Annotated in this window: 15 protein-coding genes; all 15 read right to left on the reverse strand. The window is 72.1% G+C overall.

The genetic code is table 11. From position 1 onward, the window contains the following. Positions 1–23 precede the first annotated feature (23 nt). A complete protein-coding gene (locus ACQPXS_RS35135) occupies positions 24–938 on the reverse strand; it encodes a 2-hydroxy-3-oxopropionate reductase (RefSeq protein WP_351806408.1) in 915 nt (304 codons plus the stop codon). Between the two features lie 43 nt (positions 939–981). Further along, a complete protein-coding gene (locus ACQPXS_RS35140; RefSeq protein WP_433453459.1) occupies positions 982–1,821 on the reverse strand; it encodes a TIM barrel protein in 840 nt (279 codons plus the stop codon). 154 nt (positions 1,822–1,975) lie between these two features. Then, on the reverse strand, positions 1,976–2,776 hold the full coding sequence (locus ACQPXS_RS35145; RefSeq protein ID WP_433453460.1) for a hypothetical protein: 801 nt from the start codon (positions 2,774–2,776) through the stop codon (positions 1,976–1,978). Positions 2,777–2,809: 33 nt separating this feature from the next. After that, positions 2,810–3,298, reverse strand: coding sequence for a hypothetical protein (locus ACQPXS_RS35150; RefSeq protein WP_433453461.1), 489 nt, complete (start codon positions 3,296–3,298; stop codon positions 2,810–2,812). Next, a complete protein-coding gene (locus ACQPXS_RS35155) occupies positions 3,295–4,569 on the reverse strand; it encodes an MCE family protein (RefSeq protein ID WP_390681031.1) in 1,275 nt (424 codons plus the stop codon). The genes ACQPXS_RS35150 and ACQPXS_RS35155 overlap by 4 nt, the downstream gene beginning before the upstream one ends. Beyond that, positions 4,566–5,858, reverse strand: a complete 1,293-nt coding sequence (locus ACQPXS_RS35160; RefSeq protein WP_433453463.1) for an MCE family protein — start codon at positions 5,856–5,858, stop codon at positions 4,566–4,568. The genes ACQPXS_RS35155 and ACQPXS_RS35160 overlap by 4 nt, the downstream gene beginning before the upstream one ends. Continuing rightward, a complete protein-coding gene (locus tag ACQPXS_RS35165) occupies positions 5,855–6,973 on the reverse strand; it encodes an MCE family protein (RefSeq protein ID WP_433453465.1) in 1,119 nt (372 codons plus the stop codon). The genes ACQPXS_RS35160 and ACQPXS_RS35165 overlap by 4 nt, the downstream gene beginning before the upstream one ends. After that, complete coding sequence (locus tag ACQPXS_RS35170) at positions 6,970–7,950, reverse strand: MCE family protein (protein ID WP_433456083.1); 981 nt, start codon at positions 7,948–7,950, stop codon at positions 6,970–6,972. Before ACQPXS_RS35170 ends, ACQPXS_RS35165 begins: the two co-directional genes overlap by 4 nt. A 344-nt stretch (positions 7,951–8,294) precedes the next feature. Then, the gene (locus tag ACQPXS_RS35175) at positions 8,295–9,335 is read right to left on the reverse strand and encodes an MCE family protein (RefSeq protein WP_433453466.1); all 1,041 of its coding nucleotides are present in this window, start codon (positions 9,333–9,335) and stop codon (positions 8,295–8,297) included. Then, complete coding sequence (locus tag ACQPXS_RS35180; protein ID WP_433453468.1) at positions 9,332–10,579, reverse strand: MCE family protein; 1,248 nt, start codon at positions 10,577–10,579, stop codon at positions 9,332–9,334. The genes ACQPXS_RS35175 and ACQPXS_RS35180 overlap by 4 nt, the downstream gene beginning before the upstream one ends. Before the next feature lie 4 nt (positions 10,580–10,583). Then, entirely contained in the window at positions 10,584–11,399 is an 816-nt protein-coding gene (locus ACQPXS_RS35185; protein ID WP_351806391.1) for an MlaE family ABC transporter permease, read from the reverse strand. Between the two features lie 3 nt (positions 11,400–11,402). Then, entirely contained in the window at positions 11,403–12,173 is a 771-nt protein-coding gene (locus ACQPXS_RS35190; protein ID WP_023545776.1) for an MlaE family ABC transporter permease, read from the reverse strand. Continuing rightward, the gene (locus tag ACQPXS_RS35195; protein ID WP_351806388.1) at positions 12,170–13,099 is read right to left on the reverse strand and encodes an ABC transporter ATP-binding protein; all 930 of its coding nucleotides are present in this window, start codon (positions 13,097–13,099) and stop codon (positions 12,170–12,172) included. Before ACQPXS_RS35195 ends, ACQPXS_RS35190 begins: the two co-directional genes overlap by 4 nt. A 338-nt stretch (positions 13,100–13,437) precedes the next feature. Next, the gene (locus tag ACQPXS_RS35200) at positions 13,438–14,484 is read right to left on the reverse strand and encodes a sigma-70 family RNA polymerase sigma factor (RefSeq protein ID WP_433453470.1); all 1,047 of its coding nucleotides are present in this window, start codon (positions 14,482–14,484) and stop codon (positions 13,438–13,440) included. Positions 14,485–14,548: 64 nt separating this feature from the next. Beyond that, complete coding sequence (locus ACQPXS_RS35205) at positions 14,549–15,631, reverse strand: lytic transglycosylase domain-containing protein (protein ID WP_433453472.1); 1,083 nt, start codon at positions 15,629–15,631, stop codon at positions 14,549–14,551. Positions 15,632–15,721: the final 90 nt, after the last annotated feature.

Raw genomic sequence — 15,721 nt, forward strand, 5'->3', positions numbered from 1 at the left:
GCGGCGCCGCGGCCCGGAAGTCTCTACAGCTGAGCGCCGGAGAGGCGCTCGACCGCCCGCAGCAGGGCCGAGTGGTCCAGGCCGCCGTCGCCCTGGGCGCGCAGCGAGGCGACCAGCTGGGCGACCACGGCACCGACCGGCAGCGCGGCGCCGACGTTGCGGGCGGCGTCGGTGACGATCCCCATGTCCTTGTGGTGCAGGTCGATGCGGAAGCCCGGCTTGAAGTCGCGGTTCAGGAAGTTGTCCTTCTTGCGTGTCAGCACGGTCGAGCCGGCCAGGCCGCCGTTGAGGACGTCGAGGGCGGCCTTCAGGTCCACGCCCGACTTCTCCAGGAAGACCACGGCCTCGGCGCACGCCTGGATGTTCACGGCGACGATCAGCTGGTTGGCCGCCTTCACGGTCTGGCCCGAGCCGTGCGGGCCGCACAGCACGATGGTCTTGCCCAGCGCCTCGAAGATCGGCTTGGCCTGGTCGAAGTCGGCCTGCTCACCGCCGACCATGATCGACAGCACGGCCTCGACGGCACCGGCCTCACCGCCGGACACCGGGGCGTCCAGCACCCGGATGCCCTTGTCCCCGGCGGCCTTCGCCAGGTCGACGGAGGTCTGCGGGGTGATCGAGGACATGTCGATCAGCAGGGCGCCCTGCCGGGCGTTCTCCAGGATGCCGTCCGGGCCGTAGGCGATGGCCTCGACCTGCGGGGACGCGGGCACCATCGTGATGACCACGTCGGCGTCGCGCACGGCCTCGGCGATCGAGGCGGCGGCGGTGCCGCCGGCCGCGGCCAGGCGGTCCAGCTTCTCCTGCTCCAGGGTGAAGCCGGTGACGTCGTAACCCGCCTTGATCAGGTTCTCGGACATGGGGGAGCCCATGATGCCGAGGCCGATCCACGCGATCGCCGGGCGGGTCGGGCGGGAAGAATCCGCAAGAGTGCTCATGTCTGGGGGTGCCTCTCTCAACTGCCTTGCAAAGTCAGGATGTTCAGCGGGCCGCGCGCGCTTCGCGCGGGAGCCAGTCGAAGGCCTCGGCGCTCGGGCGGTCGCCCGGCTTGTACTCCAGGCCGACCCAGCCGTCGTAACCGGCCTTCCTCAGCCGGTCGAGCAGCTCCTCCAGCGGGAGCGAACCCGTCCCGGGGGCGCCGCGGCCGGGGTTGTCGGCGATCTGGACGTGGCCGGTGCTCGCCGCGTACCGCTCGATCACCGACGGCAGGTCCTCGCCGTTCATGGACAGGTGGTACAGGTCCATCAGGAACCTGGCGTTCCCGAGGCCCGTCGCCTCGTTGACCTTGTCCACGACCTCGACGGCGGCGGGCGCGCTCACCAGCGGGTACAGCGGCGACTCCGGCTGGTTCAGCGTCTCGATCAGCAGGATCGCGCCGATCCGGTCGGCCGCCCGGGCCGCGAGGACGAGGTTCTCCAGGGCGAGCGCGTCCTGCTCCGCCGGGTCCACGCCCTCGACGCGGTTGCCGTACAGGGCGTTGAGCGCCTTGCAGCCGAGGGAGGCGGCGAAGCCGGCGGCCACGTCGATGTTGGCGCGGAACCTCTCCGACTCCGCACCGGGGACCGACAGGGCGCCGCGGTCCGGGCCCGGCAGCTGTCCGGCGTAGAAGTTCAGTCCCGTGAGCCGGACGCCCGCGTCCTCGATCGCCTTCTTCAGGGCGTCGAGCTCGGACTGCTCGGGGGTGGCGGAGTCGACCCAGGGCCACCACAGCTCGACCGCCGTGAAGCCCGCCGCGGCGGCGGCCGCGGGACGCTCCAGGAGCGGGAGTTCCGTGAAGAGGATCGACAGGTTGACGTTGAAGCGCTGGTCTGCGAATCCCACGGGGACGGCGCTCCCTTCCCTGTTAGTTATTCCGTATTACGGAAGTTCGTTTCTGTTCTGTGGAAAGACTGCCTGTGAGTCGGGAGGACTGTCAAGAGAGCCCACGAAAAAGTGCCCCCGCGCGACCGCGCGGGGGCACTGTGCGAAGGCCTGGTCAGAGGGCGTCGACGCCGCTCACCTTCCAGCCGCCGGAGGTGCGGGTGAGCGTCATCCGCACCCGGTTCAGGTCCAGCCGGGGCTGCGGGACCTGGGTGCTCTCCGTGACCTGGTTGACGAAGAGCAGGACGACGGCGCTGTTTGGTGTCGCCGACACGACGGAGGCCGCGGGGGCGCCGCCGTCGGCGGGGGTGGCCACGGTCGCCTTCACCACGCCGTGGTACTTCGTCGCGGTCGGCGCGACCACCGTCTTCGTGGTCCTGCCGTACTGGTCGCGGAAGTGCCCGGTCAGCAGGGCACGCGCCCGGGCGAAGTCCCGGTCCAGGTGCCGGTAGTCGTACGACAGCACGGCCGGCGCCGCCTTCCGCGCGGCCGCGAGGGCCTCGCCGCGGGCCTGCTCCGCCTGTCGCCCCTCCCGGTACCGCCAGCCGAGTACGGCGACCACGACCAGGGCCGCCACGAGGACGACGCCCAGTACCGCGACGAGCACGCGCCGCGCGACCCTGCGCGGGGGCGCGCCCTCCTCCGCCGCGCCCTCCTCCGCCGCGCCCTCCTCCGGCGCGCTCTCCTCCGGCTCGTGCTCGGACGAGTCGGGTGAGTCGGACGGCTCGGGCTCGGGCGGGTCCTCCCAGCCGTCCGCCGGGGGATCGACGAGCAGCGTGCGCCCGGGGGAAACCTCCTCCTCCCGGCGGGCGGGGCGCTCCGGCCGCCCGGCGCGCTTGGCCGCCGCGCGGGCGGCCGCGGTCAGGGTACGGCGGGCCGGGGAGCCGCCGCCGCGGGTCCGGGTCGGGTTCGCCATGGTCTCTCTCCTCACTGATGGCCTCACGGCGGGTCAGCCCACGAACGTGACGTCGGAGGTCAGCCAGCGGCCGCCGGCCCGCACGAGGTCCAGCTGGAGCCGGTAGGTGCGCGCCTGGCCCTCGGGCGCGGCGGTGTTGGTCACCTTGCTGTCGGCCACGACCAGCACCCGGGCCGAGCGCGCGTCGGACCGCACGATGCCCGCTTCCAGCACCTGCCCCTCGGACACCGACTTGTTCTGCGCGACGAGCTTCGTCAACTGGGCGGTCTGCGCGGCGAACTGCTTCTTGAAGTCGCCGGTGGCGCCCTCCAGCACGTTGCGGCTGTCCCGGTCGTAATGCCGGTAGTCGAGCGAGGTGAAGTTCAGCGCCGACTGGCGGGCCGCCGCCAGGACGTCCTGGCGGCGCTGTTCCGCTCCGCGCTGGTCGGCCAGCTTCAGGCCCAGCCAGACCGCCGCTACGGTCGTCAGCACGGTCGCCGCGACCAGGCCTGCCGACAGCAGCCTCACGCGGGCCCCTGTCATGCCATCGGTCCCACGAGCAGCCATTGCCACGACTCCTTTCCGAAAACGGTCTGTTCGCCGCCTGTCGAGCCGATCTCGACGGGCGCTCCGTCCGGGCCGGTCAGGGTGCCGGTCTCCGGGTCGTACGGGGCGACGAACGCGGCCTGGTCCGCGCCGCCCGAGCCGGTCGTCGCGCCGGGGGCGTTCTGCGCACCGCGCACCGAGGTCTTGCTCCCGCGCGGGGCCGTGCAGCGCGCGTCGGTGTTCGCCGGGCGGGTGCCGGTGTCGGCCGGGTCGCGGCGCTGGGTGCCGTAGCCCTGGGTGCAGGCGGGCGGGTCGTCGGCGTTGACGGTCAGCCCGAAGTGGGTGGTGCCGTCGCCGGGGATCACCGTGTAGCTGCCCGCCACGGTGAGCGGGAGCGTGACCAGGGCCTGCTCGACTCCGGGCAGCCGGGCCACGGTGATCTGACCGCCGCTGACGAGGTTGGCCAGCAGGACCGGCACGTGCGGCCGGGTGGACTTCAGCAGGGAGTCGAGTTCCCGCGTGGCGGGCACCGTGTTGCCGATCAGCCGGCGCAGGTCGCCGTCGCTCGACTTCAGCTGCTCGGTGAGCCTGGCCAGGTCACGGGAGAACGACTTGATGGCCGAGCCCTGGTCCGCCTGTGTCTTGAGCACCTTCCGCGAGTCCTCGATCAGCGAGACCGTCTGCGGGAGCGACGCTGACGCCGACTCCACCAGCGAGTTGCCGGAGTCGACCAGTCGGCTCAGGTTCGGTCCGGTACCGGCGAACGCCTTGCCCAACTCGTCGACGGTGACCCGCAGATCGTCCTTGCCGACCGAGTCGACCAGCCGGTCGAGGCTGAGGACCAGGTCGGTGACCGGCAGCGGGGTCCGGGTGTGGCTGCGCGGGATCGGGCTGCCGTCCATGAGGTACGGCCCGCCCGACCCGCGCGGCTGGAGGTCGACGTACTGCTCGCCCACCGCCGAACGGTCGGCGACCACCGCGAGCGTGTCGGCCGGGATCCTCGGGGCACCGTCCTCGATCTTCAGCGCCACCGAGACCCCGGACCCGTTCAGCCGCAGATCGCCCACGCGGCCCACCGGCACCCCGCGGTAGGTGACCTCCGCGCCGGGGAACACGCCCCCGGACTCGGCGAAGTCGGCGCGCACGGTGTATCCGCGGTGCAGCACGTCGTCCACCAGGCCCGTGTACCGGGCGCCGACGTACGACACCCCGAGCGCGGTGACGGTCGCGAAGGCGAGCAGCTGGGCCCTGACCGTACGTGTGATCACGGCAGTATCCCCTTCAGCATCAGCTCGGCCAGGCCGAGGTCGATCCCGGGCGGGAGGCGACGCGAGCCGTCGCCGGCGGCGTAGGCCGCGGTGCACACCGGCGGGCACAGCAGGGTGCCGCCGTCGGAGGGCTTCGAGGGCACGGCGGGTGCGGAGGGCACGGGCGGGAGCGACGGAGTGGCCGGCAGGGACGGGACGGACGGGACGGACGGGAGAGGGGTGGGAGTGGGGACGCCGGGAAGACGCGGGGTCCCGGGGGCCGGGGATCTCCCGCCCTTGCCCGGCTTGTCCGTGACGTTGCCGTAGATGCCCGCCAGATCGAGGTCGGCGGTGATCTTCAGGTTGACGTAGTCGCCCTTGACGGCGTCGGTGGCGTTGCGCGGGAACGGATACGTGGTCAGCAGTTCGAGGGAGTCGGGCAGGTCGTCGCCCGCCTTGTTCAGCTGCTGCAGGATGGGCCGGAGACTCCTCAGGTCGGCGACGGTGTCGTCGTGGGAGGCGTTCACCACCCTGGTGCCGGTGGTGCCGAGCTCGGACAGGGCGGTGAGCATCTTCGTCAGGTCGCGGCGCTGGTCGGCGAGGGCCTTCAGGGCCGGTGGCATGGTGTCGACGGCCACGGCGATCGTCTTCTTCTCCTTCTTCAGCCGTTTGGCGAGCCTGTCGACGCCCTTGAGCGCGCGCACGATGTCGGCCCGCTGGTCGTCGAGGCCGCCGAGGAAGGTGTCGAGCTGCTTCAGCAGCGACCTGACCCGGTCCTCGCGGCCGTTCAGGGCCTTGTTCAGCTCGACGCTGATCGTCTTCAGCTGGGCCACCCCGCCGCCGTTCAGCAGCGCGGACAGGGCGGACAGCACCTCCTCGACCTCCGCGTTGCGGCCGCTGCGGGAGAGCGGGATGCGGTCGCCGTCGCGGAGCCGTCCGACGGGTGGTGTGCCGGCCGGCGCGGACAGGGCCACGTACTTCTCGCCGAGCATGCTGGTCTGCCTCAGGTCGGCGACCGCGTTGCCGGGCAGTTTCACCGAGTCGGCGATCCTGAGCCGCACGCGCGCGTGCCAGCCGTCCAGTTCCACCTTCTCGACCGTGCCCACGGTGACGTTGTTCACCTTCACCGCCGACTGCGGCACCAGGTCCAGCACGTCCCGGAACTCGACGGTGACGTGATAGGCGCGGCCGTCCGAGGCGGCGCCGCCGGGGAGCGGGACGTCGTACCAGCCGTTGAACTCGCACCCGGTCAGCAGCAGTGAGCCGACCGCCGTCCAGGCGGCCGCCCGCCCCAAGCGCCGCGCGCTCATGCCCGTGCCCCCAGGATTCCGCCGAGGGTCCTGTCGACCGTGCCCGTCCCCGCCGGGGCCGAGGGCAACGCGGGCAGGGAGCCGAAGAGTTTCCTCAGGTCCGTGCAGCCGGGGTTCTTGCCGCCCTCGTCCCCGGTCGTCTTGAGGATCGAGCAGAGCAGGGACGCCGGGTCCTGGGAGGTCTGTGCGTTGTTGCGGGTGTCGAGGGTGCCGGCCGCGGGGTTGTAGGCGTTCTGCAGGTTCGACAGGCCGGTGGGCGCGACGCTCAACAGCTCCTCCAGTGCGGCCCGTTGGGTGACCAGCACCTTGGTGACCTTGGCCAGGCCCCGCACGTCGGAGGTCAGCGCCTTCTTGTTGCCCTTCACGAAGCCGGAGACGTCACCGAGGGCGGCGGCCAGGTACTTCAGCGCGGCCGCGAGATCCTTGCGCTCCCCGGCCAGCTGCCCGGCCACGTCGGCGAGGTCGGTGTCGAACGACCGCACGCTCTGGTCGTCCGCCGCCAGCGCGGCCGTGAACACCTGCAGGTTCCGCACGGTCCCGAACAGGTCGCCGCGCCCGTCGGACAGCGTGGTGACCGCCTTCGAGAGGTCCTCGACCGTCTGGTTCAGGTTCTTCCCCTGTCCCTGGAGGTTGTCGGCGCTCACCCCCAGCAGCCGGGACAGCGAGCCCTTCTTGTTCGCGCCGTCCGGGCCGAGCGCCTCCGCGGTGGTGTGCAGGCTGTCGAAGATCCGGTCCAGCTCGACGGGGACGGCCGTACGGGACTCGGGGATGACAGCGCCGTCCCGCAGCACCGCTCCCTTCCGGTACACCGGCAGCAGCTGCACGTAACGGTCGCTGACCACAGAGGAGTTGACGATGGCGGCCTGTGCGTTCGCGGGCACCTTGCGGCCCCGGTCGTACTCCAGCTCCACCCGGACCCGGCCGCCCTCCGGCGTGATCTTCCTGACCTCGCCGATGCGGACACCGAGGACGCGGACGTCGGAACCCGGGTAGATGCCGACGGTGCGCGGGAAGTACGCCGTGACCCGGACGGGGTCGGGGCCGGGCCACAGGAGGACGGCGAGGCCCGTGACGACCGCGAGAGCGGTGAACAGGGCCAGGAGTCTGCGGGTCATCGGGTGCCTCCCGTCCGTGGGGTGACCGGGGCGGCGACCAGGTTCTGCACATAGGAGTCGAACCAGCGGCCGTTGCCGAGGGTGTTGGTGAAGAGCCGTACGTAGGGGGCGAGCAGCCGGACGCTGCGGTCGAGGCTCGCCTGGTTGCGTTCGAGCATCATCACGAAGGTGTCGAGGTTCTTCAGGGCGGGCCCGATGTCCTTGCGGTTGTCGTCGACCAGGCCGGACAGCTCGATGCCCAGCAGGGCGGAGCTCTTGAGCAGGTCGTGGATCGCCGTGCGGCGCCGGCCGATCTCCTTGAGCAGCGCGTCGCCGTCCTTCACCAGCGCCGAGAAGTCCTTCGTGTGGCCGGCCAGCACCTTGGTGACTCCGTTCGCGTGGTCGAGGAGCCCGCGCAGCGCCTTGTCGCGGGAGGCGACGGTCCGCGAGATCCGCGACAGTCCCTTGATGGACGCCCGCACCTCGGCGGGCGAGTCCTGGAAGGTGACGGAGATCGTGTCCAGCGCCTTCGCGAGCCGGTCGGTGTCGACCTCCTCGGTGGTGGTCGTGAGGTCGCTGAAGGCCTGGACGACGTCGTACGCCGACACCGTCCGCCCGATCGGGATCTCGCTGCCCGGCTTCAGCTGCCCGGGTCCCCTGGGGGAGAGGGCCAGGTACTTGGCTCCGAGGATCGTCTTGACCCGGATCGCCGCGCCCGTGTCGGTGCCGAATCCCGGGTGGCCCTTCACCTTGAAGGTGACCTTGACGTGGTCGCCGTCCAGGCCGACGTCCTCGACCTTGCCGACCTTGACCCCGGCGATCCGCACCTCGTCGCCCGGCTTGAGCCCGCCGGCCTCCGAGAAGGCCGCGCTGTAGGTGTCGCCGCCGCCGATCAGCGGCAGGCTGTCGGCGTTGAAGGCGGCGACGGTGAGCAGCGCGAGGACGGTGAGGCCGACGGCGCCCACGACGACCGGATTGCGCTCGCGGAAGGGCTTCAGCCGAGGGCGCCTCAGCCGGATCCTGGGCAGCTTCGGCGGCAGGACGCGTACCTTCACCAGGGGCTCGGGGCGCGCCTTGCGCTTGGGCAGCCGGGGAACGAGCCTCGGCAGTTTCGGCGGCAGGACGCGTACCTTCACCAACGGCTCGGGGCGCGCCTTGCGCTTGGGCAGCCGGGGCAGGAGCCTCGGCAGTTTCGGTGGCAGGACGCGTACCTTCACCAACGGCTCGGGGCGCGCCTTGCGCTTGGGCAGCCGGGGCAGGAGCCTCGGCAGTTTGGGAGGCAGGACCCGTACCTTCACCAGGGGTTCGGGGCGGCGCACCCTGCGCCGCGGGACGCGCATGCTCATCCGCCGCACCTCGCCCGTGCCACGTGCAGCTCCGGGGTGATCACCTGCTTGGTCTTCGGCAGCACGATCCGGCCGTCGAAGTCGCACAGGTAGAAGTTGAACCAGGAGCCGTAGGACGCCGTCCCGGTCAGCTTGTCGAGCTTGTTCGGCAGCCGTTTCAGAACGCCCTCCACGGTGTTCTCGTTCTTGTCCAGCGTTCCGGTGAGATCGCCGAGGCCGGCGATGTCGTCCTTCAGCGGCGCACGCGCGTCCTTGAGCAGTCCCGCCGTGGCGTCCGTGAGATCGCCGATGCTCACCAGGGACGCTCCAATGGGCTTGCGGTCGGCGGACAGTCCCGAGATCACCCGGCGCAGCTGCGTGAGCAGGTCGGAGAAGCGGGAGCCGCGCTTGTCGAGCGTCTTCAGGACGGTGTTGAGGTTGTCGATCACCGAGCCGATCAGCTGGTCGCGGTCGGCGAGCGTCGTGGTGAGCGAGGCCGTGTGCGCGAGCAGGCCGTTCACCGTGCCGCCCTCGCCCTGGAGGGTCCGGATGATCTCGGTGGCGAGCTGGTTGACGTCGTTCGGGCTGAGCGCCGCGAACAGCGGCTTGAAGCCGTTCAGCAGGGCGTTGAGGTCCAGCGCCGGCTGGGTCCGGGACAGCGGGATGGTGCCGCCGGGCCGCAGCCGCCTGCTGCCGTCGCCGGTGCCCTCGGTGAGCGCGATGTACCGCTGCCCGACCAGGTTGCGGTAGCGGACGACCGCGTGGGTGCCGGCGAGCAACGGCCGGTCGGCGGTGACGGTGAACGTGACCTCGGCCAGGGTCCGGTCCTTGATCCGGATGCCCTCGACCTGGCCGACCCGCACTCCGGCCACCCGGATGTCGTCGCCGGTCTCCAGCCCGGTGACGTCGGAGAACACCGCGTGGTAGGTGTCCTTCGGCGTGAAGGAGACGTTGACGATGGTGGCGGCGAGCAGCGCCGTCGCCGCGATGGTGACCAGCGCGAAGAGGCTGAACTTGATCAGCGGGCCGGTGGTCTGCCGGGCTCCTGCCCTGCTCATGCGACACTCACCGCCGTTCCGCGTGCGAGCGGCCCGAACAGCAGGGTCGCGACGGGCGGCACCTGGTCCGCGGGGACGCCCATGACGGGGGCCACGAGCGAGCCGACGGCCCGCTGCTCGGCCGCGGTGGCGGACACGCCGGCACCTCCGGGGAGCGAGCCGTCCGAACTCCGGGCGGACGTACCGTCGTTCAGGTGAGGCTTCGGCCCGGGCACCTGCGGGTGCGGCAGGCCACGGCAGTCGGGGCCCGACCGCTCGCCGTACACCGGTTCCTCGCCGGGCCGGTACGCCCCCTGCGGCCGGACGACCTCCAGGGTGATCCGCATCTCCCCGCCCCGGAACGCGTCCTCCGACGCCCTCTCCTGCCGGACCAGGCCCTGCAGCAGGCACGGGTACTCGGGGGAGTAGCGGGCGAAGAGTCCCAGCGTGGGCCGGGAGACCCGGCCCAGGGTGATCAGCCGGTCGCCGTTCTCGGCGAGGAAGTCGTCCGCCGTGCCCGCCACGGCAGCGGTCGAGCGCAGCCCTGCGGCCAGCTGGTCCTGCTTCTCGACGATCGTCCGGCTGGTGGTGACCGTGTTGCGCAGGATCCGCATCAGGTCGGGCGCGGCGTCGCCGTAGACCTCGGCGACGTCGGCGAAGCGCGAGATGTCCTCCTTGAGCGACGGCAGATGCGGGTTGAGGCGGCGCAGATAGCCCTCGACCCGGGTGAGGTTGTCCCCGATCCGGTCGCCGCGGCCCTCCAGCGCGGTGGCGAATGCCGAGAGGGTCGCGTTGAGTTCACCGGGCCGGACGGTCCGCAGCAGCGGCAGCAGGTCGTTCATCAGCTGCTGCACCTCGATGCCGGCCTTCGTACGGTCCTGGGTGATGACGTCCCCGGCGCGGATGGGCCGGGTCGAGGATCGCGCGGGCGCCACGAGGTCGACGTACTTCTCGCCGAACAGCGTCTTGGGCAGCAGCCGCGCGTGCACGTCCGCGGGGATGTACGGGACGTACTGCGGCTTGAGCGCGATGTCGAGGGTCGCCTTCGTGCCGTCGGCGTGCACCGCGCGCACCTCGCCGACCAACATCCCGCGCAGCTTGACGTCGGCGCGCGGATCGAGCTGGTTGCCGATGCTGCCGGCCTCCAGGGTGATCGGTACGACGGACGTGAACGCCTGCTGGTAGACGGCCACCGCGAGCGACAGCAGCAACGCGAGCACGGCGACGAACGCGATGCCGTACAGCCTGAGTGTCAGATGTCTCACCGGTTCACCCCGCGATCCGTACGGTCGTGTTGGCGCCCCAGATCGCGAGGCTCAGGAAGAAGTCCAGGACGTTGATGGCGACGATGGACGTCCGTACCGCCCGGCCCACCGCGACGCCGACGCCCGCCGGGCCGCCGCTCGCGTGGTAGCCGTAGTAGCAGTGCACCAGGATGATCAGCACGGCGAAGACGATCACCTTGCCGAAGGACCACAGGACGTCCACCGGCGGCAGGTACTGGTGGAAGTAGTGGTCGTAGGTGCCGGTCGACTGCCCGTAGTAGCCGGTGGTGATGGTGCGGGCGGCGAGATACGAGGACAGCAGCCCGATCACGTACAGCGGGATCACCGCGACGAAGCCGGCGATCATCCGGGTCGTCACCAGGAACGGCACCGACGGGACGCCCATCACCTCCAGCGCGTCGGTCTCCTCGCTGATCCGCATCGCGCCGAGCTGCGCGGTGAACCCGGCGCCCACCGTCGCGGACAGGGCGAGCCCGGCCACCAGCGGGGCGATCTCCCGGGTGTTGAAGTACGCCGACAGGAACGCCACGAAGTTGGAGGTGCCGAGCTGGTTCAGGGCCGCGTAGCCCTGCAGGCCGACCTCGGTGCCGGTGAAGAAGGACAGGAAGGCGATCACGCCGACCGTGCCGCCGACGACGGCGAGCGCACCGCGCCCGAAGCTGACCTCGGCGAGCAGCCGCAGGATCTCCTTCTTGTAGCGGCGCAGGGTGCGGCCCGTCCACGCGAGCGAGCGCCCGTAGAAGGACAGTTGGGTGCCCAGCTCTTCGAGTGAGCGCAAGGGGCGGTCGAGAAGTCTCATCGGCTAACCCCTCTGCGGGACGACCTGGAAGTACACGGCGGTCATCACGAAGTTGGTCACGAACAGCAACATGAAGGTGATCACCACGGACTGGTTGACGGCATCGCCGACGCCCTTCGGCCCGCCCTTCGCGGTCAGCCCCTTGTACGAGGCGACGATCGCGGCGATGGCGCCGAACACCAGCGCCTTGATCTCGGCCGCCCACAGGTCGGACAGCTGGGCGAGGGTCGTGAAGGACGCCAGGTAGGCGCCGGGAGTGCCGTGCTGGAGGATGACGTTGAAGAAATAGCCGCCCGCGACGCCGACCACCGAGACGAGGCCGTTGAGCAGGACGGCCACGACCATCGACGCCAGCACCCGCGGTACGACGAGCCGGTGGATCGGGTCGATGCCGAGCACCTGCATCGCGTCGATCTCGTCCCGGATCTTGCGCGCCCCGAGATCCGCGCAGATCGCCGTGCCCCCCGCGCCCGCGATCAGCAGCGCGGTGACGATCGGCGAGGCCTCGCGCAGCACGGCGAGCACGGACGCGGCACCGGAGAACGACTGGGCGCCGAGCTGCCGGGTGAGGCTGCCGATCTGCAGCGCGATGACCGCCCCGAAGGGGATCGATACCAGCGCCGTCGGCAGGATCGTGACGCTCGCCACGAACCACGCCTGCTGGATGAACTCCCGTGCCTGGAAGGGCCGTCGGGGCAGGGTGCGGACGACGTCCAGCGCCATCGCGAACAGGTTGCCGGAGTGCCTGAGCGCACCGGTCGGGGAGAGGCTCATCCGCCCGTCACCCCCGTCCCGTGCAGCTCGGCCTCCCGGCGCGCGATCGCCTCCCAGCGGGGCGGGCGGGTGATGCCGGGACTCGGCAGCAGCCGGGGCGTCAGGCCCTCGACCGATCCGCCCTCGTCCATCTGGGCCAGCTCCTGTTCGACCTGGGCCGCGTCCTTCTCCTCCGCCATGCCGATCGGCCCCTGCATCCGGCCGTTCAGGAACTGCCGCACCACGGGCTCGTCACTGGTCAGCAGCTGCTCGCGGGGCCCGAACAGCACCAGCTCGCGCCGGAACAGCAGCCCGATGTTGTCGGGGACCTGCCGGGCGGAGGCGATGTCGTGGGTGACGATCAGGAAGGTCGCGTCGGTCTGTGCGTTGAGGTCGACGATGAGCTGGTTGAGATAGGCCACGCGCACCGGGTCCAGACCCGAGTCCGGCTCGTCGAACAGGATGATCTCCGGGTCGAGGACCAGGGCGCGGGCGAGCCCGGCCCGCTTGCGCATACCGCCGGAGATCTCGCCGGGCAGCTTCCCCTCGGCGCCGATCAGCCCGACCATCTCCATCTTCCCGAGCACGATCCGCCTGATCTCGCTCTCGGACTTGCGGGTGTGCTCGCGCAGCGGGAAGGCGATGTTGTCGTAGAGGTTCATCGAGCCGAACAACGCGCCGTCCTGGAACAGCACACCGAACAGCTTCCGCACCTCGTACAGGTCGCGCTCGCGCAGGCGGGTGACGTCCCGGCCCGCGACCCTCACCGAGCCGCGCTCCGGCTTCAGCAGTCCGACGAGCGTCTTGAGGAACACCGACTTGCCGGTCCCGGACGGCCCGAGCATCACCGAGACCTCCCCGGCGGGGAGCGTCAGCGAGACGTCCTCCCAGATGACCTGGTGGCCGAAGGACTTGGTCAGCCCTTCCACACAGATCTCGACACCCATCCGGTTCCACCCTTCGCCCGTGCAGCAGCTGCGACATCTGCTCTACGGGGAGGGGCGGGGCGTCCGTCGCGGCGACCGCGAAGTTTTTTCCGGACGTGGGCGGGGGCGCTACGGCAGCTTCGGCAATGACGTGTTTGAGGGCGCCGGGGTGGAGACGGGGAGCCCGGTGGAGGGCAGGGCCGGGGTGGGGGGAGGTGACGGGGCCACCACGGCGGCGGACGTCGCCGGCAGGTCCGGCACGGTGGGCAGGCCCGGTGCCTGTGGGACGTCGGGCACCTGCGGGATCCGTGGTGCCGGCAGGTTCGGGAGCCGGGAGCAGGACACGTCCGACAGGGGCGCTACGGCAGCTTCGGCAATGACGTGTTCGAGGGCGCCGGGGTGGAGACGGGGAGCCCGGTGGAGGGCAGGGCCGGGGTGGGGGGAGGTGACGGGGCCACCACGGCGGCGGACGTCGCCGGCAGGTCCGGCACGGTGGGCAGGCCCGGTGCCTGGGGGACGTCGGGCACCTGCGGGATCCGTGGTGCCGGCAGGTTCGGGAGCCGGGAGGAGGAGACGCCCGGCAGGGACGGTACGGACACCGGCAGCGGCAGGGTCGTTCCCGCGGTGGGTGAGGGCGTCCGGCCGGAGGCACCGGCCGCCGTGGTCGACGCGGTGCGCGTCTCCGGGGAGGGCTCCCGGCCCGTGGCCCCGGTCCGCAGGGGCCGCGCGTCGGCGGACACGGCCGGGCGCGGCACCGGATCGCTTCCGTTCCCGCCTGCGTCGAGCGCGTACGGCAGCACGAATCCGGCCACCACCAGGGTCGCCGCCGTCGAGGTGACCGCGACCGCCTGGGCCTTGCCGCCGCCGCGCAGCCGCCCGCGCCCGAACAGGAACAGCACGAGCCCGAGCGTGCCGGCCAGCGAGGCGCGCAGGGTCCGCCGGGCCCGGGCGAGCAGCGACTCGACGGTCCGGTAGCTGAGTCCCATCCGCACCGCGACCTGGCTCACGTCCAGGTCCTCGGACTTCAGCCGCAGCGCCTCCGCCTGCCGCGCGGGCAGCTCCCCGCTGCGCACGGCGAGCCACTTCGCCTCGGCCCGGTCGCACACCACCTCCTCGACCGGTACCGGGCCCGGCGCGACGAGCGTGGGGCGGCGGCCCACCTCGGCCTCGCGGTGGACCTGCCGGTACCGGTCGACGCACAGCCGCATGGTCACCGTCGTCAGCCAGGCACCCAGCCGCTCGTCGTCGAGGTCCGGGCGTTCCGCGGCCCGCAGCATCGCCTCGTGCACGGCGTCCTCGGCGTCCTCCAGGCTCATCGAGCGGCGCCGGGCCACCTTGAGCAACTGCTCGCGGTGGCTCCACATGCGCTGCCAACGCTCGTCGGCGGCCGCTGTGTTGGCAGGCATGTCCGTCGCCATGAGGGCCCCTTCGCACTCACCCGCCGGTCCTGTGCTCCCGGCGGTGGCGACATTACCGCCGGGTATCCGCGGTTGTGGAGGGGGAGACGCCCATCGTGTTCGAGCTGTTGCCGGTGGTCAGCGGACCTGCGCCGGGCAGCACGCCGCCGGGCAGGGTGAGCGTCGGCCCGGGGACGGGGACCGGCGGCGGCTCGGTCCCCTCGGGGGCGTCGGCCGTACGGGACGGGGCGGGGGACGGCGAGGCAGGGGGTGCCGACGGCGTGCGCGAGGGGGCCGGGCGGCCCGGTTTCCGGTCGTCCGACGGCTTCGGCGCGGGCTTCGGGGCCTTCGGGCGGGACGGCTCAGACCGGTCCCCCGGCTCGGCGGGCGCGTCCGGCACCACCCGGTGTCCCGTCAGGAAGTACGCGTACCAGGCCTTGACCGTGCGCAAGTAGGCGTCCGAGTGGTTGTAGCCGAGGACCGCCCGGTCCAGGTCGGCGGGGTTCGACAGGTCCCGGCCGCCCGCGCACAGGTAGCGGCCGGCGGCGAGCGCCGCGTCGTACACGTTGTCCGGGTCGGCGCGCCCGTCGCCGTTGCCGTCCGCGCCCCAGCGGGCCCAGGTCGAGGGGATGAACTGCATCGGGCCGACCGCGCGGTCGTACACCGCGTCCCCGTCGTACGCGCCGCCGTCGGTGTCCGGTACGACGGCGAAGGCGCCGCCCGTCAGCCGGGGACCGAGGACGGGCGTCACGGTCGTACCGTCCGGGGTCACCCGGCCGCCCCGCGCCTGCCCGGACTCCACCTGGCCGATCGCGGCCAGCAGCTGCCAGCGCAGCCGGCAGCCGGGCGCGGTGCGCGCCAGCTCCTCCTCGGCTCGCCGGTACGCGGCGAACACGGTCGCGGGCAGGGCGCCGCTGCCGCCCGTCACGGCCCGTGCCGAGGTCCGCTCACGGCCGCGCAGCGGGGGCAGATCGGTGCGGTAGGGCGTGTCACCGGAGACGCTGGGTCCCTGCCCGGCGGAGGGTGCCGCCTGCCGCGCGGGCTCCGTGGCCCGCGCCGGCACCGCCCCCGGCGCCTGCGACGCGGTCAGCGCGGCCAGCGCCGCCGCGGCGACCGCCGTACCCCTGGCACCCCTGGCGCCCCTCGCACCCTTCAACGCTCCTTTGAGCTCGCGCGCTGTCACTGCTCAGTCCCCTCCCCGGCTCGATCCGTCATCCGCTCTACGCGGCCGGACGGCCCGTCCGTC

The sequence above is a fragment of the Streptomyces sp. CA-142005 genome (assembly GCF_050942335.1).
In the GTDB taxonomy this organism is placed as follows: Bacteria; Actinomycetota; Actinomycetes; order Streptomycetales; family Streptomycetaceae; genus Streptomyces.

Excerpts from the sequence above, each read along its gene's own strand:
- ACQPXS_RS35190 (WP_023545776.1), bottom strand. The coding sequence starts at position 12,173 with ATGAGCCTCTCCCCGACCGGTGCGCTCAGGCACTCCGGCAACCTGTTC.
- ACQPXS_RS35185 (WP_351806391.1), bottom strand. The coding sequence starts at position 11,399 with ATGAGACTTCTCGACCGCCCCTTGCGCTCACTCGAAGAGCTGGGCACC.
- ACQPXS_RS35175 (WP_433453466.1), bottom strand. The coding sequence starts at position 9,335 with ATGAGCAGGGCAGGAGCCCGGCAGACCACCGGCCCGCTGATCAAGTTC.
- ACQPXS_RS35160 (WP_433453463.1), bottom strand. The coding sequence starts at position 5,858 with ATGAGCGCGCGGCGCTTGGGGCGGGCGGCCGCCTGGACGGCGGTCGGC.
- ACQPXS_RS35150 (WP_433453461.1), bottom strand. The coding sequence starts at position 3,298 with ATGACAGGGGCCCGCGTGAGGCTGCTGTCGGCAGGCCTGGTCGCGGCG.
- ACQPXS_RS35200 (WP_433453470.1), bottom strand. The coding sequence starts at position 14,484 with ATGCCTGCCAACACAGCGGCCGCCGACGAGCGTTGGCAGCGCATGTGG.
- ACQPXS_RS35145 (WP_433453460.1), bottom strand. The coding sequence starts at position 2,776 with ATGGCGAACCCGACCCGGACCCGCGGCGGCGGCTCCCCGGCCCGCCGT.
- ACQPXS_RS35195 (WP_351806388.1), bottom strand. The coding sequence starts at position 13,099 with ATGGGTGTCGAGATCTGTGTGGAAGGGCTGACCAAGTCCTTCGGCCAC.
- ACQPXS_RS35165 (WP_433453465.1), bottom strand. The coding sequence starts at position 6,973 with ATGACCCGCAGACTCCTGGCCCTGTTCACCGCTCTCGCGGTCGTCACG.
- ACQPXS_RS35135 (WP_351806408.1), bottom strand. The coding sequence starts at position 938 with ATGAGCACTCTTGCGGATTCTTCCCGCCCGACCCGCCCGGCGATCGCG.